This is a genomic window from Streptomyces sp. NPDC031426, from assembly GCF_055581585.1.
The window spans coordinates 81,700-108,414 of sequence record NZ_JBVIJE010000027.1; the positions used below are offsets into that span (position 1 = coordinate 81,700).

At 67.3% G+C, this 26,715-nt stretch carries 25 protein-coding genes and 2 pseudogenes; 8 read left to right on the forward strand and 19 right to left on the reverse strand.

All coding sequences use genetic code 11. The annotated features are described in order from the left end of the window. Positions 1–83 precede the first annotated feature (83 nt). On the forward strand, positions 84–845 hold the full coding sequence (locus tag ACZ5NH_RS36485) for a phosphoglyceromutase (RefSeq protein WP_388630773.1): 762 nt from the start codon (positions 84–86) through the stop codon (positions 843–845). Positions 846–925: 80 nt separating this feature from the next. Here the strand turns inward: ACZ5NH_RS36485 and ACZ5NH_RS36490 are convergent, their stop codons facing one another. From ACZ5NH_RS36490 to ACZ5NH_RS36555, 14 genes are all read right to left on the reverse strand, one after another. After that, on the reverse strand, positions 926–1,222 hold the full coding sequence (locus ACZ5NH_RS36490; RefSeq protein ID WP_450987475.1) for a ribosomal protein L7/L12: 297 nt from the start codon (positions 1,220–1,222) through the stop codon (positions 926–928). 14 nt (positions 1,223–1,236) lie between these two features. Next, positions 1,237–2,475 carry a tyrosine-type recombinase/integrase gene (locus tag ACZ5NH_RS36495; protein WP_468781467.1) on the reverse strand — a complete coding sequence of 413 codons (1,239 nt, stop codon included), beginning with the start codon at positions 2,473–2,475 and terminating at the stop codon, positions 1,237–1,239. Then, positions 2,475–2,714, reverse strand: coding sequence for a helix-turn-helix transcriptional regulator (locus tag ACZ5NH_RS36500; protein ID WP_450987477.1), 240 nt, complete (start codon positions 2,712–2,714; stop codon positions 2,475–2,477). Before ACZ5NH_RS36500 ends, ACZ5NH_RS36495 begins: the two co-directional genes overlap by 1 nt. Further along, positions 2,707–4,011 (reverse strand): replication initiator, encoded by a 1,305-nt coding sequence (locus ACZ5NH_RS36505; protein ID WP_468781469.1) that lies wholly within the window; start codon positions 4,009–4,011, stop codon positions 2,707–2,709. The genes ACZ5NH_RS36500 and ACZ5NH_RS36505 overlap by 8 nt, the downstream gene beginning before the upstream one ends. A 133-nt stretch (positions 4,012–4,144) precedes the next feature. After that, entirely contained in the window at positions 4,145–4,402 is a 258-nt protein-coding gene (locus ACZ5NH_RS36510; RefSeq protein ID WP_468781471.1) for a SpdD protein, read from the reverse strand. Positions 4,403–4,416: 14 nt separating this feature from the next. Beyond that, positions 4,417–4,611, reverse strand: a complete 195-nt coding sequence (locus ACZ5NH_RS36515) for a hypothetical protein (RefSeq protein WP_468781473.1) — start codon at positions 4,609–4,611, stop codon at positions 4,417–4,419. A 10-nt stretch (positions 4,612–4,621) separates the two neighbouring features. Next, positions 4,622–4,813, reverse strand: coding sequence for a mobile element transfer protein (locus tag ACZ5NH_RS36520; RefSeq protein WP_361256708.1), 192 nt, complete (start codon positions 4,811–4,813; stop codon positions 4,622–4,624). Next, entirely contained in the window at positions 4,813–5,004 is a 192-nt protein-coding gene (locus ACZ5NH_RS36525) for an RING finger protein (protein WP_361256711.1), read from the reverse strand. Before ACZ5NH_RS36525 ends, ACZ5NH_RS36520 begins: the two co-directional genes overlap by 1 nt. A gap of 17 nt (positions 5,005–5,021) precedes the next feature. Further along, positions 5,022–5,648, reverse strand: coding sequence for a DUF2637 domain-containing protein (locus ACZ5NH_RS36530; RefSeq protein ID WP_468781476.1), 627 nt, complete (start codon positions 5,646–5,648; stop codon positions 5,022–5,024). Between the two features lie 132 nt (positions 5,649–5,780). Beyond that, the gene (locus ACZ5NH_RS36535; protein WP_468781478.1) at positions 5,781–7,154 is read right to left on the reverse strand and encodes an FtsK/SpoIIIE domain-containing protein; all 1,374 of its coding nucleotides are present in this window, start codon (positions 7,152–7,154) and stop codon (positions 5,781–5,783) included. Positions 7,155–7,159: 5 nt separating this feature from the next. Next, the gene (locus tag ACZ5NH_RS36540; protein ID WP_361256720.1) at positions 7,160–7,510 is read right to left on the reverse strand and encodes an SCO3933 family regulatory protein; all 351 of its coding nucleotides are present in this window, start codon (positions 7,508–7,510) and stop codon (positions 7,160–7,162) included. A 123-nt stretch (positions 7,511–7,633) separates the two neighbouring features. Continuing rightward, the gene (locus ACZ5NH_RS36545; RefSeq protein ID WP_468781480.1) at positions 7,634–8,362 is read right to left on the reverse strand and encodes a GntR family transcriptional regulator; all 729 of its coding nucleotides are present in this window, start codon (positions 8,360–8,362) and stop codon (positions 7,634–7,636) included. Positions 8,363–8,444: 82 nt separating this feature from the next. After that, entirely contained in the window at positions 8,445–8,879 is a 435-nt protein-coding gene (locus tag ACZ5NH_RS36550; protein ID WP_468781482.1) for an ATP-binding protein, read from the reverse strand. 277 nt (positions 8,880–9,156) lie between these two features. Continuing rightward, positions 9,157–9,897, reverse strand: a complete 741-nt coding sequence (locus tag ACZ5NH_RS36555) for a GntR family transcriptional regulator (RefSeq protein WP_468781484.1) — start codon at positions 9,895–9,897, stop codon at positions 9,157–9,159. 81 nt (positions 9,898–9,978) lie between these two features. Between ACZ5NH_RS36555 and ACZ5NH_RS36560 the strand changes: the two genes are divergently transcribed. Continuing rightward, positions 9,979–11,076, forward strand: a complete 1,098-nt coding sequence (locus tag ACZ5NH_RS36560; protein ID WP_468781486.1) for a DUF1152 domain-containing protein — start codon at positions 9,979–9,981, stop codon at positions 11,074–11,076. 577 nt (positions 11,077–11,653) lie between these two features. Beyond that, positions 11,654–12,337: an alpha/beta fold hydrolase gene (locus tag ACZ5NH_RS36565; RefSeq protein WP_468781488.1), complete on the forward strand. Its 684-nt coding sequence runs from the start codon at positions 11,654–11,656 to the stop codon at positions 12,335–12,337. A gap of 802 nt (positions 12,338–13,139) precedes the next feature. Here ACZ5NH_RS36565 and ACZ5NH_RS36570 read toward each other — a convergent pair. The 4 genes and pseudogenes from ACZ5NH_RS36570 to ACZ5NH_RS36585 form a co-directional block, all read right to left on the reverse strand. Further along, a complete protein-coding gene (locus tag ACZ5NH_RS36570; protein WP_468781490.1) occupies positions 13,140–14,093 on the reverse strand; it encodes a hypothetical protein in 954 nt (317 codons plus the stop codon). A 1,043-nt stretch (positions 14,094–15,136) separates the two neighbouring features. Next, positions 15,137–15,492 (reverse strand): annotated as a pseudogene (locus ACZ5NH_RS36575) (tyrosine-type recombinase/integrase); the annotation flags it as partial. Between the two features lie 7 nt (positions 15,493–15,499). Beyond that, the gene (locus ACZ5NH_RS36580) at positions 15,500–18,373 is read right to left on the reverse strand and encodes a tetratricopeptide repeat protein (protein WP_468781492.1); all 2,874 of its coding nucleotides are present in this window, start codon (positions 18,371–18,373) and stop codon (positions 15,500–15,502) included. Positions 18,374–19,134: 761 nt separating this feature from the next. Further along, positions 19,135–19,635, reverse strand: coding sequence for a YfbM family protein (locus ACZ5NH_RS36585; RefSeq protein WP_468781494.1), 501 nt, complete (start codon positions 19,633–19,635; stop codon positions 19,135–19,137). Between the two features lie 372 nt (positions 19,636–20,007). On the opposite strand from ACZ5NH_RS36585, the gene ACZ5NH_RS36590 reads away from it, so the two are divergent. The 4 genes from ACZ5NH_RS36590 (at position 20,008) to ACZ5NH_RS36605 (ending at position 25,183) form a co-directional block, all read left to right on the forward strand. After that, positions 20,008–22,233, forward strand: coding sequence for a tetratricopeptide repeat protein (locus ACZ5NH_RS36590; RefSeq protein ID WP_468781495.1), 2,226 nt, complete (start codon positions 20,008–20,010; stop codon positions 22,231–22,233). 72 nt (positions 22,234–22,305) lie between these two features. Next, positions 22,306–22,884, forward strand: coding sequence for a hypothetical protein (locus ACZ5NH_RS36595; RefSeq protein ID WP_468781497.1), 579 nt, complete (start codon positions 22,306–22,308; stop codon positions 22,882–22,884). Positions 22,885–23,281: 397 nt separating this feature from the next. After that, positions 23,282–24,559 (forward strand): hypothetical protein, encoded by a 1,278-nt coding sequence (locus ACZ5NH_RS36600; protein ID WP_468781498.1) that lies wholly within the window; start codon positions 23,282–23,284, stop codon positions 24,557–24,559. A gap of 252 nt (positions 24,560–24,811) precedes the next feature. Beyond that, a complete protein-coding gene (locus ACZ5NH_RS36605) occupies positions 24,812–25,183 on the forward strand; it encodes a GIY-YIG nuclease family protein (RefSeq protein ID WP_468781499.1) in 372 nt (123 codons plus the stop codon). Positions 25,184–25,436: 253 nt separating this feature from the next. Here the strand turns inward: ACZ5NH_RS36605 and ACZ5NH_RS36610 are convergent. After that, positions 25,437–26,020: pseudogene (locus tag ACZ5NH_RS36610) on the reverse strand (tyrosine-type recombinase/integrase); the annotation flags it as partial. A gap of 58 nt (positions 26,021–26,078) precedes the next feature. On the opposite strand from ACZ5NH_RS36610, the gene ACZ5NH_RS36615 reads away from it, so the two are divergent. Next, positions 26,079–26,531, forward strand: coding sequence for a hypothetical protein (locus ACZ5NH_RS36615; protein WP_468781501.1), 453 nt, complete (start codon positions 26,079–26,081; stop codon positions 26,529–26,531). Positions 26,532–26,715 lie beyond the last annotated feature (184 nt).

Sequence of the window (26,715 nt, forward strand, 5' to 3'; positions counted from 1 at the left end):
CACTCGATTAACGGATGCCGTCAACAGTCCACCCACTGACCGGGCCGGGCATGTGCGCGAAGCGGTGGATTACGCTCTGTCCCATGGCCGACGCACCGTACAAGCTGATCCTCCTCCGCCACGGCGAGAGCGAGTGGAACGCGAAGAACCTGTTCACCGGCTGGGTGGACGTCAACCTGAACGAGAAGGGCGAGAAGGAGGCAGTCCGCGGTGGCGAGCTCCTGAAGGACGCCGACCTCCTGCCCGACGTGGTCCACACGTCCCTCCAGAAGCGCGCGATCCGCACGGCCCAGCTGGCCCTCGAGGCCGCGGACCGCCACTGGATCCCGGTCCACCGCAGCTGGCGCCTGAACGAGCGCCACTACGGCGCCCTGCAGGGCAAGGACAAGGCGGCCACGCTGGCCGAGTTCGGCGAGGAGCAGTTCATGCTCTGGCGCCGCTCCTACGACACCCCGCCGCCGCCGCTCGCGGACGACTCGGAGTTCTCCCAGTTCGACGACCCGCGCTACGCCACGCTCCCGCCGGAGCTGCGCCCGAAGACGGAGTGCCTGAAGGACGTCGTCCATCGGATGCTTCCGTACTGGTTCGACGACATCGTCCCCGACCTCCTGACCGGCCGCACGGTCCTGGTCGCGGCCCACGGCAACTCGCTGCGCGCCCTGGTCAAGCACCTGGACGGCATCTCCGACGCCGACATCGCGGGCCTGAACATCCCGACGGGCATCCCCCTCGTCTACGAACTCGACTCCGACTTCAAGCCACTCACCCCCGGCGGCAGGTACCTCGACCCCGAGGCGGCCGCGGCGGCGATCGAGGCGGTCAAGAACCAGGGCAAGAAGAAGTAATCGCCCACGAGTAAGCCCCCTACCTGCGGGTTCTCCGCTGGGAGGGGGCTTTTCGCTGCCGCTGGGCCGTCTCTGGGCCGTCAGGGCGATGGGGCCGTGCGCTCTCCGGGCTCCGGCTCCTGTCTCCACTCCGCTCTGGCTCCGGCGCTTTGGAGCAAAGCGACAGCGGACTGGGCCCTGTACGCAGACAGACCCCCAAGGAGGATGACGGGCGCTTGGCGCGCCAGGACCCTGCTGTGCCACAAGCTCTGCCCGGTCACCTTGCGCACTGCCAGGATCACATCCATCTCGCGGGGCCCGCAGTCGATGAGCACCACCTCGTGAGACGGGTCGTCGCAGAGCAGCGTGTAGTACTCGGTGGACTCCTCGTCGGACATCTCGCCCTCCTGCCTCAGCGAACGGGAGCGTATGCGCCCTCGAAGACGGCAGCCACGGCTTTTCGGGTGCGCTCCTGGCTGGACGGCATGAGGTGTGCGTACACGCGGAGGGTCAGACCCGGATCCGAGTGGCCGAGGTACTCGGCGAGTGCCTTGATGTTCTCTCCCGCGTCCAGGAGCACCGAGGCGTAGAAGTGGCGGAGGGCGTGCATGCCGTTCTCGCGGGACTCGACGTACGACCCGCCCGGCTTCCGCTCGGGGATGACGCCGGCCGAGGCGAGGGCGCGCTTCCACACCTCCTCGTTGAGCGACGTACGCCAGACGTGCCCGCCGCGCGGCCCGGTGAAGATCAGCCGCTTGGTCACCGGAGGCCCGTCCGCCACCTTCCACGGCAAGGTGATCTCTACCGGTGGGAATCGCTTCATGTGGGCGCGGAGAGCGTCAGCGACTGGACCGGGGAGCGGTACGTCCCGGAGCTTGCCACCTTTCGGTGGGGCGAAGACTGGCTTGCTGCGGCTCAGCTTGAGCTGCTGGACCACGTGGAGGGTGTCGGACTCGAAGTCGATCGCGTCGACGGCCACGCCCAGGATCTCGCCCTGTCGAAGGCCGCAGCCGCCGCCCAGGTCGACCATGGCTTGGTAGCGCTCGGGCATGCCGGCCCGGACGGCGAAGACCCGTTCCGGCGTCCAGGGCACGACGCGCTTGTTGTCCACAGTCGGTGGACGGACTGAGCGGGCGGCGCACGGGTTCCGGGGAAGGTGCCCGTCGTCCACGGCCGCGCTGAGGGCGGCACGCACGTTGGAGTAGATCGTCCGGGCATACGAGCCACGGACGCCGTTCTCCTGGAGCTGCCGCACCCAATCACGGATGTGAGCGGGCTGGAACGAGCCGAGAGGGCGCGAACCCAGGTACGGGTAGGCGTGCAACCGAAGCTGCGACTCCATCGAGGCCTGCGTGTTCGGGTCCGGCGCGTGGGTCACCCACTTCTCGGCGTACTGCTGGAAAGTGATCCGGGCCGCGCGGGGGTCGATGTACTGCCCCCGCGCCATGTCCGCCTCGGTCTGCGAGAGCCACTGTTCGGCAAGCCGCTTCTGACGGTCGGGGAAGCTCTTGGACTTCTCGGTGCCGTCCGGGCCCACGTAGCGGGCGCGGTAGCGCATGCCCGTGCCATAGCGCTCGGTCTTGACTTTGCGAGTCTTGCCGTCTGGCCCCTTCTCTTCCTTGTACCAGCGATCTTGGATGTGTCCGGCCATCAGGCAACAGCTCCCTTGAGCTGGGAGTCCACCCAGGCGCGTACATCGTCCGGGTCGAAGCGGAGGTGCCGGCCGACCCGGAATCCTCGCGGACCGGTGCGCTTGCGGCGCCACTGATAGACCGTCTCGACGCTGGGCAGCTCGAACATCTCCACCAGGTCGTCAGGAGTCAGGAACCGCGTGGGCAGGGCGCCCGGTGCGGCGGCTACTCCAGCCGAGGCGCGACGCCGATCAGCCATGTGTGGGTTCTCCTTCCGTTCCGGGGGCGGGTTCGAGGGATGCGGTGAGCCAGGTTTCGGCGGTGCTGAGGCCGGTGCCGGCGAACACCCAGTGGGCGAGTACGAGCGTGGTTTCGCCGTCCTGCGGGACAGGTGGTACGGCTTGGGCGCGGCGCCATTCGGCGCGGGCGTCGCGGAGGGCGCCGAGGGTGGTGGAGTAGCGGCGGGACTTGGTGGAGAAGTGGCCGCGGAAGCCGAGCATGTGGGCCCAGGCGCGCAGGCGGAGGTCTGCCAGGTCGGGGCGTGCGCCGAGGGCCCAGGCGGTGCGGATCATGCGCCGGGCGTGTTCGGGGATCTGAGCTTGTGCCAGCTCGGCCAGGAAGCGGATCGGCCGGTCCAGGGTGCCCGTGGCTGTCTCGGCGCCCTTGGTGGCGTACTTGGCGATGTACGCCGCTACGGCCCGCTCGGTCAGCTCCTGGCCGCCGTCGAAGTCGGCGGAGCGGATCGCGCGGACGTCAAGTTGTCGGCCGAAGACGAAGGTGTGCGACCGGCCGTCGATCTCCGGGCCGTCGATGCGCGCCGCAGTGGCAGCCGCGCGGATGGCATCGGCCAGCAGCTCGGTCGTGGCCCAGGCAGGCGGAGCCGTGTCGCCACCTTCCGGGCCGTCGAGACGGATGACCGCGTGGAAGTGGACGGCACCGCGCTTCTGGTACTCGGCGACCTTGGCGAACGAGATGCGCGCGTGATCGCGGAAGTCGCGTTGGGTGAGTCCGGCGCTCTTGGCGACCTTGCGGCGGAGGTAGATCGAGAAGCGCCGCCACAGGGCCCCGGCGTGCGCGTTCCAGAGCACGGCCGCTTCGTAGTCGTAGCTGTCCGGGTCAAGGGGCGAGCCCAGGACGGGGTCTGATTCGTCGTGCCGGATGCCGCAGCGGCAGTCCCGCCCGCTGGTGGGGCGGTTGTGGACCGGGCCGAAGCCGGGGGCGGTGAAGGTGGCGAAGACCCGCGGGTGGGTGCCGACCTGTTCCGGGGTGCCTTTGCCGCCGCGGAGTCCGGCGGTGATCAGGTGGAAGGTGTCGCGGCGGTAGACCTCGGCGCAGGCCGCACAGCGGGTGGCACGGCGGTTGTTGCAGCGGACCAGGAGCTGGCCGGCAGGGAGCGAGCCGGAGTCGAGGTGGTGCAGGACACGGCCGATCTCGCCGGTCGTGGTGTCGACGTCGTATTCGGTGCGGTGGCCGTCGAGGCGTACGGGATTGGTGCAGCCGCCCAGGCCGGATAGCTGCCGGGCCAGCTGGGGCATGGTGCCCAGGGAGGCCAGCATGGAGAGTTCCGCCAGCGGGGGCGGAGTCTGCCGGGTGATGATGGGACTTCCTTTCGACTGTCTCGGCGGTCGGGAAGGGAAGGCCCCGGGGCGACGGGATGCTTGGCGGCGTTGTTGTCGCCCCGGAGGCCGGTCAGCGGTTGTACGCGTTGCTGACGAGGGAGCGCAGGACCGCGGCGGCGATGGCCACGGCCACGGCCGAGATGGCGACGGCCGCCAGGAGCGCGGTGAGGACGATGCTGACGACGGCCACCGCGGCGACCGCGCCGACGCCGACGCCCACAAAGGGGGCGAGGGGACGGCTGGCGGAAGGAGCCGAGGGCTGTATCTGCTGCGGCGTGACGGTCGTGGTTGGCAGGGTCGGCATGTCGGGCAGCTTGGGGCGGAACATGGCGGACCTCCTTGTCACTTGTGGGTGCCGTTGACGACGCCGACCCCGGAACGGGTGCCGGTGTCGATGGCGGGGGCCAGGAAGGTGTGGGAGAGGTAGAAGCCGAACAGGGCGATCACGACGGCGACCCAGAGGCGGATGCCGAGGAACTTGATCGCAGCCCAGGCGATGACGCCGAGGACGAAGACGAGCGGCAGCGAGACGGTCACGGGAGCTCCCTCAGCGGACGGCGCAGCGGTGGGTGCGGGCGGCCAGCTCGGCGGCGGCGCGGCTGTCGTAGTCCGTGGAGAAGCCGCAGCGGGGAGCCGTGCAGGCGGCGGTGTGCTTCTCGCGGCCTCGGCCGTCGTAGTACGTGGCGACCTGGACCGGGCCGATGCGCACGACGTTCCGAAAGCGGCGGTTGGCGGTCATCAGCGGATCTCCTTGTCGGTTTCGCCGGTGAAGTCGGTGACGTGCTCGGCGAGCCAGCGCAAGATCTCGTCGCCCTCGTAGCTGTCGGCGGCGAGGATCACCGGTTCGGCGATCAGTACGGCTTCGGTGAGGCGGTTCTGGCGGGTCAGCTCGGCGGCGCGCTTCAGCGCACGGAGCGTGGACGGACGCAAGGGAAAGTTCCTCCGGGTCAGGTGAGCTGGGCTGCGACGGCTTCGGCGAGGGGCAGCGGGACGCCGAGCCGGGCGCGAAGGGTCGAGGTGTCGATTGCGGATCCGGTCCGAGCGCGGTGTTCGTCGGCGACCTTGCGGCCCAGGGCGACGAGCGCGGGCGGCGGGACGGGGGCTGTCGAGGGCGGGGCCGGTTCGGGTTCGGCAGCGGGCAGTTCAGGGGCTGAGGGAACAGCTGGGGCCGGGTTCTCTTCCTCTCCGTGGGCCGGTGTTCCTTCCGGCTTCGGGGAGCCGTGGACGAGGAGGGTTCCGCCGAGGAAGGCGACGGCAGGCCATCCGGCGACGAGGATGCGCAGCCAGGCCGGTACGGCACCCAGGTCTAGGAGTCCGGCGGTGGCGACGTTGGCGCCGAGCGACGCGACCAGCGCGACGAGGAACCAGCACCAGGCCGCCGCTTTCGACCCGCCGGAACGAAGCCGCCGCCAGGCAGCGACCAGCAGCAGGTCAACGCTGATCGGGTAGGCCCAGGCCTTCCAACCGGCCTGTCCGGCGGCGGCAGCGAGGTCATGGAGGTGAGCGAAGGACAGGGCACCGGCGATAACTGCCTGCACCAGGACCGCGTCCACGCGCGGGGCGGGCCGGGCCATCAGACCGACTCACCGGGGTAGTCGGAGTCGTCCTCGCAGCGGGGGCGCATGGCGAGTGATCTCCCTTCTCCAGGCATGGCGGGGGTAGGGACTTGGCGCGGGACGGCCACGCCGGCCGTTGGGTGCGGTGGGCTACTCGGTGACCGGACGAGGGGCGGTGACCGGTCTCGTGGGCTCTACGGGCGCGGGCGGCACGTACGGCCTGAAGGGTGTAAGCGCCGGTACGTCCGGGGCGAGGTGCGCGGACTCTCGACACACGGCCGCAGCATCAGCGAGGGACAGGTAAGGGGTACGGATCCGAGACCAGCCGCCGGAGGTGTCCCCAGCGACGGCCAAGCCCGGTTTGTCAGCGGCGATGGCACAGGTGGCAGAGGCCGCATCGGGGGCGATGTCGCCGAGCGCCATCTTGGCGGAGGCTTCGTCGTTGACGCGGTGGCAGACACGTCCGGTGAGCTGAGCGCGGAGCATGGTCGCGCCCTTGCCCAGCTCGGCACCGAAGCGCTGCCCGCAGACCTCCAGGTAGATGCCGGCGGCGCGGCCGAGCTGGGCGAGGCGGATGAGCTGGGTGACCATCTCGTCCCGCCGTTCCTCTTCCTTCCGCGTGGCCACGAGGAAGAGTTCGGCCACCTCATCGATGAACAGCACGACGGGGGCAGGGCGTTCGCCCTCAGGCAGGCCCCAGATGTCCGAGGTGATCTCCTCGTCCGGGGTGCCGTGCGCGATGCCCTGTCGGGCCTTGATCAGGTCGTATCGGTCCTCCATCTCCTTCACGAGCACGGGCAGCAGCTCGGCCGCCTGGTCCGGGTCGGTCGCCAGCGCGGAGAGGCGGGCGGCGAACGGGGCCAGCTCGACACCGCGCTTGCAGTCGATGCCGACCAGGACCACCGGTTGAGCCGCCAGCCCAGTGAGCAGGTTCCGCAGGAACATGGACTTGCCGGACAGCGTGGCGCCGAGGACGAGTTCATGCGGCACGGTGCGGTAGTCGCGCAGGAAGGCGGTTGCGTCCTCCCGAAGAGCCACCGGGACCTGGAGAAGACCGCCGTCACTCCGGCGAGGCATCCGCACCTTCCGCAGGACGTCAAAGCCGACGAGCCGGAGTTCGACCACACCGGGCTTGATGTCCCGTACGTACACGGCGTGGACGCCCCAAGCGTGGCGGAGTCGTTCCGCCGAGGCCGCTACGTCAGCCGGTTCCTGCCCCGGAGCCAACCGCAACCGGATCCGGAGACCGGTCGAGGTGGGTCGGATCAGACCCCGGCGAGGCGGGACCGGCCGCACCTCACGACGAGTGGTCGCCTTGACGGCCAGCGCCCGCCACCGGGACGGTTCGACGGTCAGGCCGCAGGCGTCCATGGTGGACGAGTACGAGGCCACGAACCGGGCCACCGAGACCGGGAGCCCAACCGTGGACCAGTACAACGCCGGGTGAGCGTGCCGGGTGTAGGTCGCGCCGCCTATTGCAGCGAGCGGCCCTCCCAGCTCGGCCACAGTCATCAGGTCGGTCACGTCGATCAGCCCGCCTGAGCCATCGGGAACGCGCCCGGCGTAACGGCAGTGGCCCGGTAGGCGATGCCGTGCCGCTGCTGGCCGTTGAACACGCTCTCCCACGGCCGGGCAACGAGTCCCGGCAGCGAGACGGGAGCACCGACAGTCAGACCGTCCGTGACACCGCTCTCAGGAACGGTGACCTGGACCAGAGACGACTCGCCCTCATCGATGTAGACGACGCCGACGGTCATCAGCGCCTCACCGGACACGGCGTCCTTGGCGATCTCACCGGTCTGCCGGTCGCGCACCTTCGGCGCCGGCGCTTCGGTCAGCAGGATCGTGGCGGAGGAGGCGTCAACACGGATCACACGCACAGGAAGTGTCTCCTTCGAGTTCGTTCAACCTGTCACCTGACAAGTTGACTTAGCAAGTTCGAAGCTAGAGATGCCAAGTTGACTTGTCAAGTGAAAACAGCGGAAGAGGTGCCCGTGCCGGGCTCAGTTCAAGCGGTAGGTGTCTTCGAGTTCCTGCCGGTCGGCAGGCAATAGCACGTCGGAGACCTGCAAGGCTTGCCCGGCGGCATCGCAGGCGATGACCAGGACACTGAGAACCGGCACCCCTCCGGGTAGGCCGAGAAGAGCAGCTTCGTTCGCTTCGGGCAGCCGAGCCGAGACCCGCTCGGTCACATGGTCGAAGCGGATCTTCTTCCGCGCCTCCAAGTGCTCACGGACACCGCCGACCAGGACGTCTCTGCTCGCCAGCTCGGTACCGTCGACCAGGCCGGCGGGGAAGTAGGTGGAGACCAGCTCGACGGCTTCGGCGTCCTCTTCGACCAGGAATCGACGCACGAGCACCTTGGCCCGCTTGGGCAGACCAAGCGCGGAGGCGACACGGGCGGGTACAACAACTTCGCCGACCTCAACGAGGCGCCCCGGCGTCTGCGACTCGTCGCGCTCCAACGCCTCACGGCCTCGACGGTCCTTCTGTTCCACGACGGCCGGGCGTCCGCGGACGATCGTGCCGTAGCCCTGACGCGATTCCAGCCAGCCGTCACGCTTTAGCAGCTCCAGAGCCCGCACGACCGTCGGCCGGGACATCCCGAACGCCTGCACCAGCTGATTCTCGCTGGGAACCCGCGTGCCGGGCGGGTAGGTACCGTCCTCGATGCGACGCTGGATCGTCTGCGCGAGGCGTACGTACTTCGGCGCCTCCACCTCATACGCCATGAACGCCGCCTATCGAGATTGGGCAAGTCAACTGGTCAACCAGACTAGCGGCGCATGGCAATGCAATGCCATAGGGGTGCCCTCATTGCCAGGCATCAGCCATCGCGAAGGACACGACGGTGCCGCCGAAGCGGCTGGGGCCCGAGTGCCACGAGTCGGCGATGGCGTCGACGAGGAGCAGACCCCGTCCGTGCGCGTCGTCCTGGTCCGGCTGGCGCATCCGCACGTTCGCGGGGAAACCAGGATTGTGCACCTCGATCCGGAGAGAGCTTCCCTCGCGGTACCACTCCACCCGGACGACCCAGGACTCATCCGACCGACCGTAGAGGATCGCGTTGGTCACCAACTCTGAGATCAACAGGACACAGTCTTCGATCGAGCAGGTGGGGCAGTACGGAGCGATGAACTTCTGAAACCACCGTCGTGCGCGGGGCACCGACTCGGCAGTCGGATGCAAGGTCATCGCTCCGAGCCGAGGCGACTCGGGGCATGGGTCACGGTCGAGCATGTAGGCCATCCGTGCTCACTCCTTGCCGGTGCCGTCGCAGTCGAGGCACCGTCGCTTCGATGTGGCGCGGGCACGGTCGTTGACGGTGGAATGCGCCAGCGTGGTACGCGTGCTGACGCGCTTCCAACCGCGCCCCCGGCAACCCCGGCAAGCTAAGCGCGCGTCCTGTTCAGGCCGCCGACTCGTCACGCCGTGCCCCCTTTCACTGAAGTGGCCTTAGCCACTTACTGGATAGTGGCATTAGCCACTCACGCTCTGCAAGCACTTCGACGCAACTGAAGGCAGATCAGGTGAGCGGGTAGCCCTGTTCGAACGCCCAGCGATGCGGCGGGTAGGTGGCTTCGGCGAACTCCAGCGGGCGATCCTGGAGGTCAAAGACCACGTGATGGACGATCAGGACAGCGGAGCCAGGCTCCAGTCGAAGGTCAGCCGCTTCTTCGTCCGTCGCAGACCGCGCACACATGCGGTCCTCGGCATAGCTGCCCTGGCGCCCCGTCATGTTCTCGACGTACATCAGGGTTCCCTCTTGGATCCGCTCAGGATCCAAAAGCTTCGGGGCCCTTTGGCCGACGTCCGGACCGAACCATGAGGTGGACAGCGTGATGGGCCCATCCTGGTTGTTGGTCACGCGGCGCCGATGCACGGCCCGGCGGTCCTTGGTCAGCCCCAAGGCCTCGGCCACGTGGTCTGGTGCGTCCGCCCAGCCGGCAGACGTGATGACGGCGTACTCGCCAGGTGTGTAGATCTTCCCGGTCTGGCGAGCGCGGCCGTACAACTCCCGTGCTCGCCGGTTCACTTCGAGACTACGGACGTACGTCCCAGATCCCTGCCGCTTCTCGACCAGGCCCTGATGACTCAGCGCCTCCAGTGATCGGGCCGCAGTGGGCCTGGACACCTTCCAGTCCAAGGCGAGTTGCCGTTCCGATGGGACCTCGTCTCCTGCCCGCAGGTCTCCTCGAAGGATCTGATCACGAATGAAGTGGGCGATCTGCAGGTACTTCGGCTGAGCCTCCTCAATCTGAGGCATGCTCCCTCCCTGTCTAAGTGGCTATGGCCTCTAGCCACTATAGGGTGAGTGGCCAACTTTGGAACCCGTAGGGTGGTTGGCATGACGCGGTTGATCGTCGCAGCAGGAGGAGGGGGCGACGCTGTCGCTGCCGCAATGCTTGACGCCGCCCTGTACGGCGACGAGGACCAGGCCGTGATCCTCACGTACGCGTGGGATCGCTTGCTCATCGATCCGGTACCGGGCCCGCGAGGAGCCCACGACTTCACCGGCCTTAACCAGATCACTCCCGGCGTCTCAGCAGTGCCAGCCGAAGCCCGCCCGGTCGCTCCGGCAGGGTCCACCCTCCCGCGACTCGCGGCAGAGCTCCCGCACACCTTCGCATTGCTCGACCCTCACCAGGGCGCCGAGGGCGTCACGCGCCAGTTGGAAGAGTTGATCAGTCACCTGGAGCCGGAGTCGATTGACCTACTCGACGTCGGCGGCGACATCCTTGCGCGAGGCGATGAGCCGACGCTGAAGAGTCCGCTCGGCGATGCCCTCACCCTGGCTGCCGCATGTCAGGTCAACGCGTCCATCCGCCTGTTGGTTGCAGGGGCCGGCGTGGACGGCGAACTCTCCGCAGATGACCTTCGCCCCGTGCTCGGTGCCGCCGTGCACACCCTCACGGAGAAGGACCTAGAGCCGATCAGCGCGGTCCTGGAGTGGCACCCCTCGGAGGCGACGGCGATGCTCGCTGCAACAGCCCGAGGCGTCCGGGGCACCTGCGAGATCCGAGACGCCGGCCTACCCGTGCGGCTCACCGACGAGAGCCCGAGGGTGTACGAGGTCGATCTGGACGAAGCGCTGAGCCGCAACACCCTGGCCCGCGCCATCATGACCACCGCCACCTTGGACGAGGTTGAGGCCTACAGCCGCGAAATCTGCGGCTTCTCCGAGATCGACTACGAGCGCAACAAGGCTGCGTGGCTGAAGGATCAGCCCCCCGTGCAACTCGACGCCGAAGCCGTACTGCCCCGGCTCGACCAGTTCGAGACGGAGGCCCGCAACCGCGGAGTCACCCACACGACGTTCCGCCACATCACCGAGGCCCTGAACCTCAACGGCTCCCAGCGCGATGCCCTGCGCCGACTCCTCATCAACAGCCGCCCAGAGCAGTACGACGAGCCCCTGTGGCACATCACGACGAAGCCTGAGTAACAACTTTCTTCACGGGTTCAAGCCCCGGCTGCGCTCCGCTCCGCCGGGCGCGCTTCCCGGCTCCGCTGCGGGCGCCGCTCCTGCCTCCGGCCCGCTCCGCCCGCGCTGCGCCGACGCGCGCCCACTGGTGGATAGGGCCGGTGGCCATGAGTCCATCACCGCGTACGCGGCCGGTCAGGACAGTGCCTCCGGCGGGGGATCGGCCGACACCGGGATGGAGGAGGCGCCGTCGCCGCCCGCGGGTCCATCGTGGCGGATGCTGGGGGGCTCCCATCCCACACACCATCGACCCAGGCAGAGCCGAGCAGACGCGGCCCCTGGCGTCCAGGTCGTTCGTACAGTGGCGCGCTCCACCTGGACGCCAGGAACCACGCCCGCTCCACGGTGTGTGGGTCGACGGCGTACGGGATGGGAGCTGGGGTGAGTGGTGGGTGAGGCAGGGGGTCAGACCGGTCGGAAGACCTGGACCTCGTGTCGGGCGAGCGGCACCTGTAGTTCCCACCTAGGGTTGAACAAAGAGGATCAAACGAAGTGGATCTCCGCTACAGGTAGCAACGCAGCGACAAAGGAGGCACTCATGGCCGGAAAAGCCAGCATCGTGCTGGCCCACGGCTTGTGGGCCGATGGCTCGTGCTTCGCAAAGCTCATCCCCGCACTCCAGGCCGAGGGTCGCGAGGTCTTCGCGTCGCAGCATGGGCTTGACTCGCTCGCAGGCGACGTCGACTGCGTAACCCGCGCGATCAACCACGTGCCCGGCCCGGTCGTGCTCGTGGGCCACTCCTACGGCGGCACGCTGATCACCAAGGCGGGCGTGCATGACCGGGTGGGTGCCCTGGTGTACATCTGCGCGCTTGCCCCGGACGACGACGAGACCTCGAAGCAGCACCTGGCCGCGTTTCCCAGCTCGCCGGTTTTTGAGCATCTTGAGGTCGCCGACAACCGCATCTACCTCAAGGAGTCGGGCATAGGCGACTTCTGCGGCGACCTGCCGCTGGAGGAACAAAAGCTCGTGCTGGCGACCGCTAACCCGCCGATCGCGGACCTCTTCGACCAGCAGGTACCTGGCAATGCCTGGCGAGCGAAGCCGAGCTGGTACATCGTGGGCACCCAGGACCGCACGGTGAACCCGGACCGGGAGCGCGCTTCCGCCGAACGGATGAAGGCCACGACCGTCAGCCTCGACAGCAGCCACGTCGCGATGCTCTCTCAGCCCAACGCTGTCCTCGAGGTCATCCGCAACGCTGCGAAGACCCTGGAGTAGGGCCGAGGACCGCGGGGCACGCGGCCTTTGGGCATCCGTTAGGCGTGCCCCTCGCGTGCCCGTTGAGACGAGCACAGACGGGGAACAACGGGGAACTTGGGGCACCGCACCGCCAAGTCGCAGGTCAGTAACCTCCCAGCTCAACAACGACCTGCATACGCGATCTTCCAAACAAGTGCTCCAGGACCCGGCAGCGGCGCTTGACTGGGTCATTGAAACTCCCGGCCAAAGCCGCTACGCCGACCGCGTGGTCTCGTGAAGGCAGCAATCCAAGGTCGCGTGAGCCTGGCTACGGCAATCGCCTCAGCCACAACAGGGCAAGGCAGTAGGCGCCAGCAGCCACGATGAGTCCCACTAGCACAGTAGCCGTGTACGCCCAGTCGGGCAGCGCCTGCCTGAAGGGCTCAAATGCGACGTCGCGAGTGATCGCGAATGCTGCGGCAGCGGCGAACGTCGCGCCCGCTGACTGCTTGGTCCACCGGCCCGTTTTCGCGGCCGGGCGGGGGACAAGAGGTTCTGTCACTCGTCAGTTGTACCGGCACCTGATCCAACTCATCAATGGCGACGTACCCGGCGGCGGTACAGCAGCGAAGTACAGCAACCCCACCGACCAGCGCCAGCCGTCTTCGCCCCCTAGCCAGGTGCGCCACCAGCCCAGGAAACCTCAGTGACCACCATGCCCATAGTTCGCATTGAGGGGCCAAGGACGGTCCCCGGCTGTGCCACTCTGGCTTCAGAGCACTCCGCCGCGAGGTGAGCCTGGTAGGCCGATCGGGGAATGCGGTACGCCGGAGCGGGCCTGTCACGCGACATCCTCTGGTTCTGTCTGCTCATAGCAGTCCGGGCACAAGGGAGCGCCCACCCCTTCGACGACGGCCCCGATAGGCCACGGTCGGCTACATCCCGCGCAGGAAATAAGCTCCCGGGGGGTGTAACGGGCCGTGCAGGTGAAGCAATAGAGAGCGTCGTCCACCTCGACCGTATCGGCGAAGATGACGCCCTCGGTCAGAGTCCTATCGTCGCACTGCGGGCACGGGTGCCCCCAAGCTGCTGAGTTAACCAGCGAGTAATCATTAGCCAACGCGTAACCGGAAGGCCAGGACTCGCCACAGAAGTGGCACAAGCCGCCGCCTGGTGCGACGACGAGGGTCATCTGCTCGCATTCCGGGCACTGGATGGTCGAGTTCTCTAGCCCCTTCAGTTCGCCGCGAAGCCGGTTCAACCGCCGCTTCACGTACGAACTGATGTTTTTGACGCCCTCGATAACTGGGACCATGTCGCGGGTTGCCACCTCGCGCTCTGAACCGCTGAGCAGCGGCAGGAGTTCCTTGTCGAGGAAACGCATGAGGAAGTCGAGTACCCGCCCCGCGCGTGCTTCGACCGCCGCGGCATTGTGGGTCAAGCCGTAGTGCTGAAGGGCATTGCGATCGGCTGCCAGATCCGAGAGTGCCTCGATCTCCTTGGCATCGAACATGATGCCCGCTATGTCGCGCAGCCGTTCAAGTGCGGCACCGGTCCCGCAGCTTTCGAAGTTGGCCTTCTCGAAGTTCTCGCGCGTTGCCTTGCCGGGATCCTTGAAGACAAGGCTCCAGTGTTCGCGCAGAAGCCGGGCCTTGAGCAGTACCTCAGCAGCGGCCTGGAGGTGCAAGACCGCGTACTTCAGGTCACGAGGCATGACGCCAGACACGGCCTCGTCCAGATGCTCGACGACGCTGGCCAGGTAGTCGATGCCGTTGCGTACCGGCGGAAAGTCCAACTGCCGTGGGGAAGACCGGCGTCCCGGTGGCACGTACCGGCGGTCGCCCTGTGTGCGTTGTCCTTCTTCCACCTGTTTCCCCCAGCCGCGCTTCGAGAACCGCTTAGCGTAAATACCGCAACTGTCTTGGTATCTAGCTCGGGCCCAAGCCGGCTGCCTTGGCCACTGCCTTGACGAAGCGGATGTCCCACGAGGTGAGGAGTGTCGTCAATCGCAGGTACAGCGGGTCATAGCCCCGCGCCATGAGGGCAAGGTTCTTACCCTCTAGCCACGCCTGCGTGATCTGAGTGACGGGGATACGAACGTCGTCCTGGCCCGCTCGGTGTACGACGACAGCTCTCCCATCGCAGGCCACCCAGCCGTTCGCGATAGACCGCCGCGGCGCCACCAGGGGACCGGGGCTCCCCGTTGGTGCCGGCGCGGAGCGACGCGACGCTGCGGCCTGCTTCTGCTTTGGCTTCCGCTTGGCGGGCGTGCTCGATGATGACACAGACATTCCGTCGGCACGAAGCGTCGTCGTTCTCCGGCCTTTGCTGTTCAAGGTCACTCGGCCGTTCTTGCCGCCCATGCTGATGCTCGACGACTTGGTGCCGAGCCGGACCCTCACACCTCCACCCAGGTTGATCGACGTGCTCATGCCTCTCCGCCTAGCCATGTCGCCCCCTCAACTCGTAGACGAGTAAACAAAGCATGGCACTCGCGTGATGGATCCGTGTATGTATTGCCGAGCCCTGACCCGGTGCAGCCGAGCGACTGCGTGCCACGCCGGTGCGACGAAGCCGAGCAAGAGCAGCTAACCTCCCGAGCCTTCCACGCGTCGACGCACCACAAGCGCACCAGATCGGGCGGGAACCAGCGGGGAATCACGGTAAAAGCGGCCCCGCCCGACGATCCCACCACATCGTCGTTTGTGCAGGTCAGCGCCCGAACTGCCCTCAAATGACCGCAGCTTCCCAAGCTGAGAGCGCGAGTTCGATTCTCGTCACCCGCTCCATGATGAAGGCCCAGGTCAGAGACCTGGGCCTTGTTGTTGTGCGTGGTGATCAGCCGCCGCGTGCCAGATTCGGGCGCGAAGGCTCGTCGGGCACCTTCCTGGCTGCCGCCGCCCGAGCCTTCCGGACAGTGGCGTCAAGGCCTGCGGCGACCTCTTCCTGTCGCTCGTCGTCGGAGTGCTGGTAGATCAACGCGGCCTTCTCCGACGACTGCCCGACACGCACCATCGTGTCCTTGGGGGTGGCGCCGGAGCGCGTGGACAGCGTGTGCCCGGTGCGCCGGAGGTCGTAGAACCGGAAGCCTTCAGGCATGCCGACGATCTCACGAGCCTTCCGCCACCTCCGGCCGAAGGTGCTGCGACGAAAGGGTGCCCCTTCTCCCCCACGAAGAGCAGCCCATAGGGCCCCGTCCTTCTACGGTCTACTTCGGTCGGCGGAGCGAGCGTCCCTCAGCTGGTCCCGCAGCCAGCGCGTCTTGGGGTGGTCCGGGCCGAAGACCCGCTCACAGCCGGCCAGGGCTCGCTTCCACAGGCGGATGGCCCGCCGCAGGTCTCCAGCGCTGCTGTAGGCGCTGGCGAGGTTGTTGCAGGAGCTCAGGGTGCCGGCGTGGTCGTGGCCGAGCAGGCGCTCGTGGTCAGCGAGGCTCTGCTCGAGCATGGGAATGGCCCGCTCCAGGTCCCCCAGTAGCAGGTAGGTACTGGCGAGGTTGTTGCGGGAGGTCAGCGTCTGGGGGTGGTCGGGGCCGAGTACGCGGTCGCGGTCGGTGAGGTCCTGCTCATGCAGGATGATGGCCTTCCGCAGGTCTCCCGCCATGTTGTAGGCGTTCGCGAGGTAGCTGCGGGAAGTGAGCGTGGTGGGGTGGTCACGGCCGAGAACGCGCTCGCAGTCGGCGACGGCCTGCTCATGCAGGGGGATGGTCCGCCGCAGGTCTCCGGCCACGTGGTAGGCGTACGCGAGATTGTTGCGGACGAACAGGGTGTCGGGGTGGTCGTTGCCCAGGACACGCTCGCAGCCGGCGAGGGTCTGCTCCCAGAGGGGGATGGCCCGCCGCAGGTCTTCGGCTGCCTCATAGGCGGTCGCGAGGCTGTTGCGGGAGTTGAGGGTGTCGGGGTGGTCGTCACCCAGGACACGCTCGCGGTCAGCGAGGGTCTGCTCCCAGAGCGCGATGGCCTGCCGTCGGTCACCGCGCGAGTGGTAGGCGATCGCGAGGTTGTTGCAGGAGGTCAGCGTGTTGGGGTGGTCGTGTCCGAAGATCCGTTCGGTATCGGTGAGGTTCTGCTCGAACAGCGGGACGGCTCGCTGCAGGTCCCCCGCCACCTCGTAGGCGTGGGCCAGGTTGTTGCGGGAGGTCAGCGTACTGGGGTGGTCGCGTCCGAAGATCCGTTCGGTATCGGTGAGGTTCTGCTCGAACAGCGGGATGGCCCGCCGCAGGTTTCCGGCGGCCTGATAGGCGATCGCGAGATCGTTGCGGACGGTCAGGACGTCGGGGTGGTCACCGTGCAGACCGGTGGTCAGGACCTGAGTGAGGCGCTCGTAGTGACCGGCCGCGGCGGCGGCTTGGCCCGTTTCCAGGTCGTAGCGGGCCACGCTTCTCAGCAGGGCGAGCGCCTGGGGGCCGTCGAGATCTTCGGTCAGGGCGCGGGCGTGGGGGGCGATGTCGGCGAGCTGTAGTCGGCCTGGGGTGTAGACCGGCCGCATGAGTTCGTTGGTGGCGGTGAGTGCGGCCACGCGGATGGACGGGTGGGTGAGCGCGGCGTCTGGCTGCAGGGTGAGGGTGCGGCTCACCAGGGCGTGGACGAACCACGCCGGTGGATTGGTGCCGGTCTGGCGGATGAGGGAGCGGCGCTGCGCCGCGCTGAGAGCGCGGCGGACGGTTCGCCGGGCGGACTGCTCGTCGCTGTCGTGCAGTGTGGCGGTGACGGCGGTGAGGAGCCGTTCCGGCAGTGAGGCGGGGGCCAGTGTGGCGGAGATCCGCAGGATGGTGACAGCCTGCTCGTCGAGGTGATTGAGACTGCGGGTGAACGTGGCGGCGATGTCGTTGGTATGACCGCTGGGGACTTGCAGATAGAGGTCGTCCACCAGGCGCTGGAAGCCGTCGCCGTGCTGGGTGTCGAGTAGTTCTTTCAGCAACTCCGGGTAGCTGAGGCCAGGTTGGTCGGCGAGACAGCCGCGGGCCAGATCAACGGCCAGGGCATGGAAACCCACATTGCGGGTGAGCGTGCGGGCAGCCTGCTCGTCGGCGAGGTCGACCGGGGTGCGCGCCGAGGTGAGCAGGCGGTAGGCCTCGTCAGGGTGCAGGACGTCGATGTCGACGGCGGGAAGGTGGTATCCGCGCCAGCGCGTGGTCAGCACGGTGCGCCCCAGCGGATGCGGCGCGGCGAGTTCGCGTACCACCTCCGGAGGGAGCTCGCCGGGAATGTCGTCGACCACCCACAGACAGAGCTTGCCGATCTCCTGGATCCGGCGCCGGGCTGCCTCGCGGATCTGTTGGGGGTTGCGCTGGTGCGGGTCGACGTCGAAGATGCCGGCGACCTGCTGGTGGTGCTGCGCCAGGACCTCCTCGGGCAGCACACTGCCGACGGAGGGGTAGGCGGTGTGGCTGGCAGCAGCGGTGAACCAGTAGACACCGCCCGGGTAGAAGCAACCGAATCGGCGAGCGTACTGCTCGGCCAGCAGGGTCTTCCCCACCCCGCCCAGGCCGACGACGACGGCCTGGCCGGCGCCCGTCCCGTCGTGGGTGGCCGGGTACTCCAAGGCGTGCAGCGCACTGTGGAGCTGCCAGAACTCCTTCACCCGGCCGACGAAACGGTCCGAACCCAGATGCTCGGTGGGCCGCCATGTCGGGCGCTCCTCTTCGATGGCGTCGCCCAGGCGAACGGAGCCGGCCGTGACGCGACGCGTGATGTGCCGGACGAGGCGGGAGACGGCGTCGTCGTCGGTGGTGGCGTATCTGCTGTCGCGCAGGGACACCGGCTGGATGTGGTCCGGACCGGGCTCCGGGTTGATCACCAAGATGCGATCGGCGGCGTGGCCCAGGGCGGTGGCGGCGCGAAAGGCGGTCAGCAGTTCCCACTGGCACGCCGGGCGGGTCGGGTAGGTGACCGAGTAGTAGGCCACGAAGAGGCGAGCCCCTGCCAGCGCGCTGCGGATGCGAGGGGTGATGCCCTGGAACTCGTCAATCCCCGTCTCGTCCAGGAACACCCGCAGCCCGGCACGGCGCAGAGCCTCCACCACGGGCATGGCACCGGCACGGTCCGCCCTCGCATAGCTGAAGAAGACTTCGTCCATCGCACTCGCACTCCGGGGAGTCTCTGGGGCGGCCCGATTCCTTCCAGCCACCCAGGTCCCTGGTGTCCGGCGGATCCGCACACACGACAATGCGAGACCTCAGCGTAGCCGTGCGTGGTCACGGTGGTGACGATTCCCACAAATACGGGGAAGGCGGACGCGGCCGTAACCCCACGTCAACCGGATGGCGCCTGTGCACTTGAGCCAGGAGTCGGGTGTCGGCGGCGGAGTCGTGGACGCTGGCGGCGGTGACGGTCGGGTGCCGCTCGTGAACACTTCTCCTGGTCACGTAGACCTGCGAGCCCGTTGTGGCGGACGCTGGGGGCTCCCATCCCGCACGCCATCGCCCCGGGCAGAGCCGAGCGGACGCGGCCCATGGCCATCCAGGTCGTTCGTACAGTGGCACGCTCCACCTGGACGCCATGAACCACGCCTGCTCCACGGTGTGCGGGTCGACGGCGTACGGGGATGGGAGCTGAAGGTGGTCGTGGGCAAGGGAGTCGATGGGAGTACCGATCTGGCTGGGCGCCGCGGTGATCATCGTGTTGCTCTACGCCTACGCGCGTTAGCGAGTGGCGGGCACAGGTGGACCAGAGCCGCACCACTAGCGCACCAGATCGAGCGGTAAACAGCGGGCAATCACGGTGAAAGCCGACGAGGCCGACGAGACCCCGTACGGCCTGTGCGCCCAGGTCAACGCCTCGCGTAGCCCCCACTGACCGCAGCTTCCCAAGCTGAGGTCTCACCTCAGTCGGGGCCCGTTAGTCCAGCCAGACGAGCATCGCGTCGTCCGCCCTGGCAGCAGCCTCGAAGAAGTGTGTGAGGCCGTCGTACCAGGGGCGCCCCCATTCCAGTGAGCCGGGCTCACTCCATCCCAGGGGATACACCTCGGCGCTGACCAGCTCAGCAGGAGCCACGCCACTGGCGAGCTGGTCATAGCTGGTAGCCCGCAGAGCCTCCGCCGCGAGGCGGACCCGCTCAGGCCGCAGGTACTTCGGAGGCCCGTAGCCCCAGTCATGGTCTTCGGCGAACGGCTCCTCGCCGTGGATCACGTTCACGGGGAACTCTGCGTGCGCCAGCAGGAAGCGGAGCATGTCCCAGGTTTTGTAGGTACTGAAGTGGCGTGCCTCGGCCGGCGCAGGCTCCGTCTCCTCCTCGGCGTCCTGGACCTCTTCGACGAAGTTCAGAGCCCAGTCGGGATCTTGGATCGCTCGATCAAGCTCAGCAGCCGTGACACGCAGGTACTCACCGATCATGCTCATGGTCGGAGACTAGGCGTGGCCACTGACAACGACCGTCGGACGGGCCGTCTCAGTTTCCGTCGCATTCAGCCTGGTTCACCGGCGTTCAGCCGGGCCCCGGAGCCGATCCCAGCTCGGTGCCGACCCGCCAATGAACGCAGGTGAACGCCCCTGCACGCCCCGCGCTACCCCACCAACACAGTTGGAAAGCGTGCGTCCTCCGTCGTCGTCATGGAGCGGGGGGGCGGGTCTGGCGTTGTCGGGGTGGTGTGGGTTCGGAGTGGCTAGCCTGGTTGTGCCGCAGTGTGATCGGTATCGGATGGTGTGCGGCAGGTACGGGGGGTCTTCATACATCCGATGCACAGCACCGTTCATGCCCTGGGGGAGGCCGGTATGGGTGAGGTGTTTTTCAGCTATCCCAGAGCGGATCGCGCTGCGGTTCTGCCGCTGGTGGGGGCGCTGCGGGCGGCGGGGGTGGGCGTTTTCCTGGACGAGTCGGGGATCGACGAGTTCGAGGGCATCACCGACAAGATTCGCGCGGCGCTGGCGGGGGCCCGGCTGTTCGTGGCCTACTACTCGGCCACCTACCCCACTCGTCCGGCGTGCCAGTGGGAGTTGCTGACTGCGTTCCGTGCATCTACCGCGCTGGGGCAGGCCAGTGAGCGCATCCTGGTCATCAATCCGGAGCCTGCTGCGGATCACATTCAGCCGGTGCAGTTGCGCGATGCCCGGTACGGCGTCGCTGCCGAGCCCGTTTCTACGGCGCGGCTGGTCGAGCGGATCGTGGCCCGTGTCGGAGGGTCTCCGGGGTCTTTGGGGGATGCGATTGAGTGGAGGCGGCCGGTGTGGCGGCCGTCGGAACATCTGGGTTCGGCGCGGTTCATCGGCCGGGTGGACGAGTTCTGGCAGCTGCATCATGCGCTGCACGCGTTCGAGTACCCCGCGACGCAGGACGGGGCGTCGGCGGGTCAGGCCGTCGTCATCGGGTTGGGTGGGGTGGGCAAGACGCTGCTGGTCGAGCAGTACGCCCGCCGCTTCGCGTCCTTCTACTCGGGCGGGATCTACTGGTTCACCTCGGCTGCCAGCCACAACCCGCACGCATTGGACCGTGGCAGTGGGCAAGCGGATGTACGGGTGCAGCACTACCAGCAGGTTGCGGCAGCCTTGGCGCTCGACACTGCCGTACTCGACCCGGCGCAGGTACGGGAGGCTGCCCGCCAGCACATTCACACGGTGGGTGAGCCGTGTCTGTGGATCGTCGATGACGTTCCCGGCGAGCTCCCTCCCGGTGTGGTGCGGGAGCTGGCGGCGCCGCATCCGCTGGGCCGCACGGTCATGACCACACGGTGGCGCGGCTACCAACTGCCCGTCATCGACGTGGATGTACTGCATCCCGACGAGGCGTACCGCCTGCTCACCACTGCCCGCACCCCCAAGGGCCCGGCCGAAGACACGGCTGCGCGGACTTTGGTGAAGCGCTTGGGCAGTCACGCCCTCGCCGTGGACTTGGCCCGCGGCTGCCTCGCCGACCAGCCGGGCCTGACCTACACCGAGCTCCTCGGGCAACTCGCCGACACCCAGCACGGCGACGCCTTCCAGGATCTGGTCGACGACTTGTACATGCAGGTCCCCACCGACCACACAAGCGACATCGCCGCCACCTTCACCCGCAGCCTGCACCACCTCGACGGCCACGCCCTGACCCTGATGCGGATCGCTGCGCTCCTCGCCCCCGCACCGCTGCCCGAACGCCTCCTCACCAGCATCAGCCTCACTCTGAGCCACCAGGACGACCAGAACACCCGGCGCGCGGACCGGCGAGCCCTGTCCGCCGCCCAGCGGCGCTCCCTCATCCGCCAGACAGGCACCGAGCCCCCGAGCTGGTTCATGCACGCCCTGGTCAGCCGCACCCTCACCCTGGCCCCCGAAACAGCACGCCTTAAACTCACCCTGCGCCGCGCTGCTCTCGCGGCCACCACACGCCTGATGATGGCTGTCTACACCCCTGGTCGACTGGACCTGGCCGACGTCATGCCCCACGCCCGCGCCCTCATCGAAGAACTCGACACCGACGAAGGCCTCGACCTGCTGGCCAGCGTGGCCCGCTACGACTATGAGAGCGGACAACCCGCCAGCGCCGTACACCACTACCAACGCCTCACCGACGCACGCACAACCCAACTGGGCGACGACCACCCCGACACCCTGGGCTCCCGCAACGACCTCGCCGGCGCCTACCGGTCGGCGGGGGACCTGGGCCGGGCCATCCCCCTGTACGAGCAGAACCTCACCGACATGCGGCGGGTGCTGGGCGACGACCACCCCGACACCCTGGGCTCCCGCAACAACCTCGCCTACGTCTACCGGTCGGCGGGGGACCTGGGCCGAGCCATCCCGCTGCTGGAGCAGACCCTCGCCGACCGGGAGCGGGTGCTGGGCGACGACCACCCCGACACCCTGACCTCCCGCAACAACCTCGCCTACGTCTACCGGTCGGCGGGGGACCTGGGCCGGGCCATCCCCCTGTACGAGCAGAGCCTCACCGACATGCAGCGGGTGCTGGGCGACGACCACCCCAACACTCTGCGGACAACCCGCCTGCTGGACGGCCTCCGGTAAAGGCACGACGGGCCCAATCCTTCGATCGCTTTGAGGTGCAGCGTGCCCCGCGATCGTGCCGATACGGTGACCGTGAGCGGCGAATCTTTTCAGGTCGTGGACCCCTGGGTGAAGGAGCGGATGATGGTGCGGGCGCCGAAGAGCGTAGAGGTCAAGATCAACTTGCGGGTGCTGGAGATCGCCGGTACGTGGGAACCCAACGACACCGAAAGGCGGGCGGCCTGGGAGCTGTACGTCGAACTCGTCACCCGCGTCTCGGTGGTACCGCTTCGCGAGGACGAAGGGCTTCTGCGGGAAGCGCTGAGCAGCCTGTACTCGCTGTTCAAGACGACGCGCGAGGTGCTGCGCAAGTACGGCCCCGACGTTGCCGAACCCAAGAAGAACGGCCAGTACAACTTCGGATACCTGGCCGTGGCCATGCTCAACTACGGCCTCCGGCCCCTGCTGGCCTCCTGGCACCCTGCCCTGGAGGACTGGGAGACCCGCCGCCCTGCCGACCGCTCCCGCCGCGAACACGAACAGGCCTGGCCCAAGGCCGGAGAACTCCGCACCGCGCTGCGTGACGCCCGCACCACGCTGACCGCCTACGCGGACCTCCTCGCCACCGCCTGCGGCGTACCCAACCTCCTCGAAGCCGTCCCCGAAAACTGACAGCAAAGAGCTCCGATCGCTCACTGAGGTTGGACAGCCGTAACGGTGACGGCATTGACGGCAGCGCTGACGGCAACGAGAGCGGACGGCGACGGTACCCAGCAGACATCTGCGGCGGCGATCCGAGTCCGCCCAGCCGAAGCAACGGGTTGTGCCCGCATCTTCTAAGCGCTTGGCCGCAGGTTCGAGTCCTGCCGGGGGCGCCAGTCTCCGCCCTCCCTTCGGGAGGGTGTTTCCGGCTGTCACCGGACTTCCGCGGGTGACCGCAGCAAATACGTGGCGAAGTGCCAGCTCCACTCGGTGATCGAGCGGTCCACGAGTCGAACGGTGCCAGCGCCACGGGGGACCTCTAAAAATCCGATGACGACCACGACCGGCCGCTGCCAGGATCACAAGCATGGACGAACCTGCTGCTGCGGAGTCGATAGCCGAAGATCAGCCCATGTTGCTGACCTTCCTGGTCGCGCTCCCGCATCCGTGCCCGATGCCGCACGGCGCCATCATCGCCCGCCACTTCACTGAGGAGCTACGTGGGTTGCAGGGCGTCAGCATGCGCATGAGCCCAGACACGCCTGATCTGCCCGACGAGGCGGCGACGCGTCTTTTCGTGTCCTTGAAGTTTTGGCAGGTAAAGGAACGCGTGCCGGTTGGGGACATGCACCTGGACGCGCTCTCGCGGGTAGCCGTTGAGTTCGCGGGCGGGGAGCCGTTCTCGCCCGCGGAAGAACTTGAGCGGGAGGTCGACTCCTATCGCACTGTCGTCGAGATGATCACGGTCCAGAACGCGGATGTGTGGGCTGCTGACGAGCAGGCCGCAGTGGACGAAGCCCTGACTCGATGCTTCGACGTGCTGTCAGACGTGTCCTCCATGGCGCGGCTTGTGAAGCATTGGGGACACCCCATCGCGACGAAGGAACAAATAGCCGTCGCTTTGTGGTTCGGCCGGCCCCCAACGTCTCCGTCTTACAAGACCGGCATCGGAGGCATCTTGATGCTGACTCCTCCCTCTGACCCGGTAAAGGAAGTGTTTGAAGAACCGGAGATGAATCGCCTAATGGCTCATCTCAAGCGAGTCTGGGACGGCTCGCCGCTTGAGCTCGCTATGGACCGCTCACTGGAGGCGAGTACCTTCATGCGGCGCGATGGTGACTATGGCAATGCAGTCATTCACGCTGCGTTGTCCTCTGAAATCGTCCTGGACAGCGTTCTTGCTCTTCTCCTCTGGGAAGAACAGCTTCAGGTCCCATCCGTCGATGCTGCCATCGCGGCTTTCGATGAGTCCCGAGGGGGCCTGGCAACACGAGTCCGACGCGAATACGCTCCCAGACTCGGCGGTACCTGGGATCCCGAAAAGAGAGGCGCGGTACAGGCTTGGGCCCGCGATCTAGCCCGCCTGCGCGGTCGTGTAGTCCATCGCGGGTATCGCCCCACTGAAACCGAGGCCGTGGCCGCTCTATCCGCGAGTGACGCGCTGCTGGACTTCATCAAGGGGCGCTTGGCCACCAAGGCCAGGACCTACCCTCGCACGGCCTTGCTTGTACTGGGTGAGCCAGGCCTCCGCAGGTTGGGCGGTTGGAAAGTGGCTGAGGCATACCTCGAGGCCAGCCAACATCGTCCAGACGATTGGTTCCGTGAATACGCTGCTTGGCGAAACAAGGTAGACGCCGCTCGCTGAAGGGCTCATTCGCAGAGACCTTCTGTCAGCGTCGACCAGTAGCCTGCGCTGGTCACCCGCGGCACGCCTGGAGGGCTTGTGGAAGCTACCGCTCTTATCAGTCCCGATCGGTTGTGGTCGGCGCAGGAGATCTTGGGGCGTCCGAGCCCTGTTCCGGCGGTGGCAGGGGTCTACGGGTGGCACTTTGCCCAACCGCCCCATCAGGATCTGGACGCTGGGCGCCTGCTCTACGTCGGGATAGCCCCGCGGTACATGGCGAACCGGACCAGCACCCAGAACCTGCGCAAGCGAGTGCGCTACCACTACCGGGGCAACGCAGCCGGCTCGACGCTGCGGCTCACCCTCGGTTGCCTGCTAGGACTTGAGCTGCGCCGGGTGGGCAGCGGCAAACGGATGACCTTCGGCAAGGTCGGCGAAACCACCCTGAGCCAGTGGATGGCGGACAACGCGCTGGTGTGCTGGATCGAGCAGAGCGAACCGTGGGACCTAGAGTCACAGCTCATCTCCCAACTCGACCTCCCGCTGAACCTCGACCAGAACCGCCACAACGCGTTCCATAGCCGCTTGAAGGAGATACGGGCCCAAGCTCGCCAGCGAGCGCGGGAGCAGCCCGTCAGCTCGTAGATCGCCAAGCGGGCCGCCGGGCCGTTATTTGGGCCGTCTCTGGGCCGTCCGAGGTCACTCAACAGTGGCCAACAATGACCACTGGCAACTGCTACCCGGCTCATGAACAGTGGCCTGACCAGCAAAAATCCAGTTCATCAAGATCCCCGGCAAGACCCAGGGCAAGAAGAAGTAGGTCTGGTGATCATGCCCCTGACCTGCGCGGGAAGCGCAGATCAGGGGCGTTTTCACGCTTCGGAACCTCTCTGGAACCTCACGCCTTGGGATCTTGGGGCCGGAGCGCCCTGCCGAGAGCATTCCGGGCCCGTTCCTGACTGCTCGGCATGAGGTGCGCGTACACCTCGAGCGTCAGGCCTGGGTACGAGTGCCCGAGGTACTCCGCTAGGGCTTTGACGCTCTCCCCGGCATCCAGGAGCACGGACGCGTAGAAGTGCCTCAGGGGTGCATGCCGTGCTCGCGGGCAGCGGCGTGCTCGCGGCTCTTGGCCTTCGGGATGACGCCCGCCTTCGCGAGTGAGGGCTTCCAGTGGTCTTCATTTAGCGACGTACGCCAGGCGTGCCCGCCGTTGGGCCCCGTGAAGATGAGCCGCCGGGCAACCGGCTGGCCGTTCGCTCGCATCCACGGGAGTTTGATCTCCACGGGCGGGAACCGCTTGATGTGCTCTTTGAGCGCGTCGGCCACCGGTTCGGGCAGCGGTACGTCACGGAGCTTGCCGCCCTTCGGGGGAGCGAACACGGCTTTGCTCAGGCTCAGCTTGAGTTGCTGCACCACGTGCAGGGTGCCGGTCTCGAAGTCGATGTCATCGACAGACAGCCCGAGGATTTCGCCTTGCCTTAGTACTCCAGCCGTAGATCGTGATCACGGAGCGGAGGCTGCTCGTCGGTAGTCTGCCTACGTGGCTGAGACCTGGGACGAAGTGCAGCTGATCGCGGACGGCTTTGAGCGTGTGTACGTCGAGTTGGAGTGGTACGACGGCCCCCGCTTCGGCCTCGCTGACGTAGACGGCAAGCCCCACTACTTTCAGAACGACGACTACGACCACGCCGACGAAGCCAACGAGTGCCGTGTTTGGCCCGCCGACGAGGCCGCGGTGGAGCTGGAGCGCGAGCAATGGGCGATCTTCGCCCGGTGGAACCAGCGCTATGAGGCCGGGACGGTCACCTCTGAGAGCCATCCGGGTCACGGGGGAATCGATGCCCGCTACGACGAACTGACACTGCTACTGGCCCCGCACCGCCAGGCACCGGACGATGCGCGTCGGCTTGTGGGCGAACTGCGGCTCGACGCGGGTGCTCGCTACCGGGTCGAGGGGCTCAACTACTGGTTCCGATGGCGTCCAAGCAGGTGAGGCCGCCGATGATCATTAGGTGTTGTGTGGACATCCAATGATCACGCGGCAGCCTCGGGCGCCAGCGTAGTACCCGCCCGATGGCAGGATGAGCTGCACCCCGTTTCGTGGAGTCCCTGAAGCCAGGCTTATGATCCTGGCCCGAAGGAGAACCACGAGCAGTGCCAGCACCACGTAAGTACCC

Bases quoted from the DNA above. Each gene is read 5' to 3' on its own strand.
- ACZ5NH_RS36485 (WP_388630773.1), top strand. From the start codon at position 84: ATGGCCGACGCACCGTACAAGCTGATCCTCCTCCGCCACGGCGAGAGC.
- ACZ5NH_RS36490 (WP_450987475.1), bottom strand. From the start codon at position 1,222: ATGTCCGACGAGGAGTCCACCGAGTACTACACGCTGCTCTGCGACGAC.
- ACZ5NH_RS36495 (WP_468781467.1), bottom strand. From the start codon at position 2,475: ATGGCCGGACACATCCAAGATCGCTGGTACAAGGAAGAGAAGGGGCCA.
- ACZ5NH_RS36500 (WP_450987477.1), bottom strand. From the start codon at position 2,714: ATGGCTGATCGGCGTCGCGCCTCGGCTGGAGTAGCCGCCGCACCGGGC.
- ACZ5NH_RS36505 (WP_468781469.1), bottom strand. From the start codon at position 4,011: ATGCTGGCCTCCCTGGGCACCATGCCCCAGCTGGCCCGGCAGCTATCC.
- ACZ5NH_RS36510 (WP_468781471.1), bottom strand. From the start codon at position 4,402: ATGTTCCGCCCCAAGCTGCCCGACATGCCGACCCTGCCAACCACGACC.
- ACZ5NH_RS36520 (WP_361256708.1), bottom strand. From the start codon at position 4,813: ATGACCGCCAACCGCCGCTTTCGGAACGTCGTGCGCATCGGCCCGGTC.
- ACZ5NH_RS36530 (WP_468781476.1), bottom strand. From the start codon at position 5,648: ATGGCCCGGCCCGCCCCGCGCGTGGACGCGGTCCTGGTGCAGGCAGTT.
- ACZ5NH_RS36545 (WP_468781480.1), bottom strand. From the start codon at position 8,362: ATGGCGTATGAGGTGGAGGCGCCGAAGTACGTACGCCTCGCGCAGACG.
- ACZ5NH_RS36550 (WP_468781482.1), bottom strand. From the start codon at position 8,879: ATGGCCTACATGCTCGACCGTGACCCATGCCCCGAGTCGCCTCGGCTC.
- ACZ5NH_RS36555 (WP_468781484.1), bottom strand. From the start codon at position 9,897: ATGCCTCAGATTGAGGAGGCTCAGCCGAAGTACCTGCAGATCGCCCAC.
- ACZ5NH_RS36560 (WP_468781486.1), top strand. From the start codon at position 9,979: ATGACGCGGTTGATCGTCGCAGCAGGAGGAGGGGGCGACGCTGTCGCT.
- ACZ5NH_RS36565 (WP_468781488.1), top strand. From the start codon at position 11,654: ATGGCCGGAAAAGCCAGCATCGTGCTGGCCCACGGCTTGTGGGCCGAT.
- ACZ5NH_RS36580 (WP_468781492.1), bottom strand. From the start codon at position 18,373: ATGGACGAAGTCTTCTTCAGCTATGCGAGGGCGGACCGTGCCGGTGCC.
- ACZ5NH_RS36585 (WP_468781494.1), bottom strand. From the start codon at position 19,635: ATGAGCATGATCGGTGAGTACCTGCGTGTCACGGCTGCTGAGCTTGAT.
- ACZ5NH_RS36590 (WP_468781495.1), top strand. From the start codon at position 20,008: ATGGGTGAGGTGTTTTTCAGCTATCCCAGAGCGGATCGCGCTGCGGTT.
- ACZ5NH_RS36600 (WP_468781498.1), top strand. From the start codon at position 23,282: ATGGACGAACCTGCTGCTGCGGAGTCGATAGCCGAAGATCAGCCCATG.
- ACZ5NH_RS36605 (WP_468781499.1), top strand. From the start codon at position 24,812: ATGGCGAACCGGACCAGCACCCAGAACCTGCGCAAGCGAGTGCGCTAC.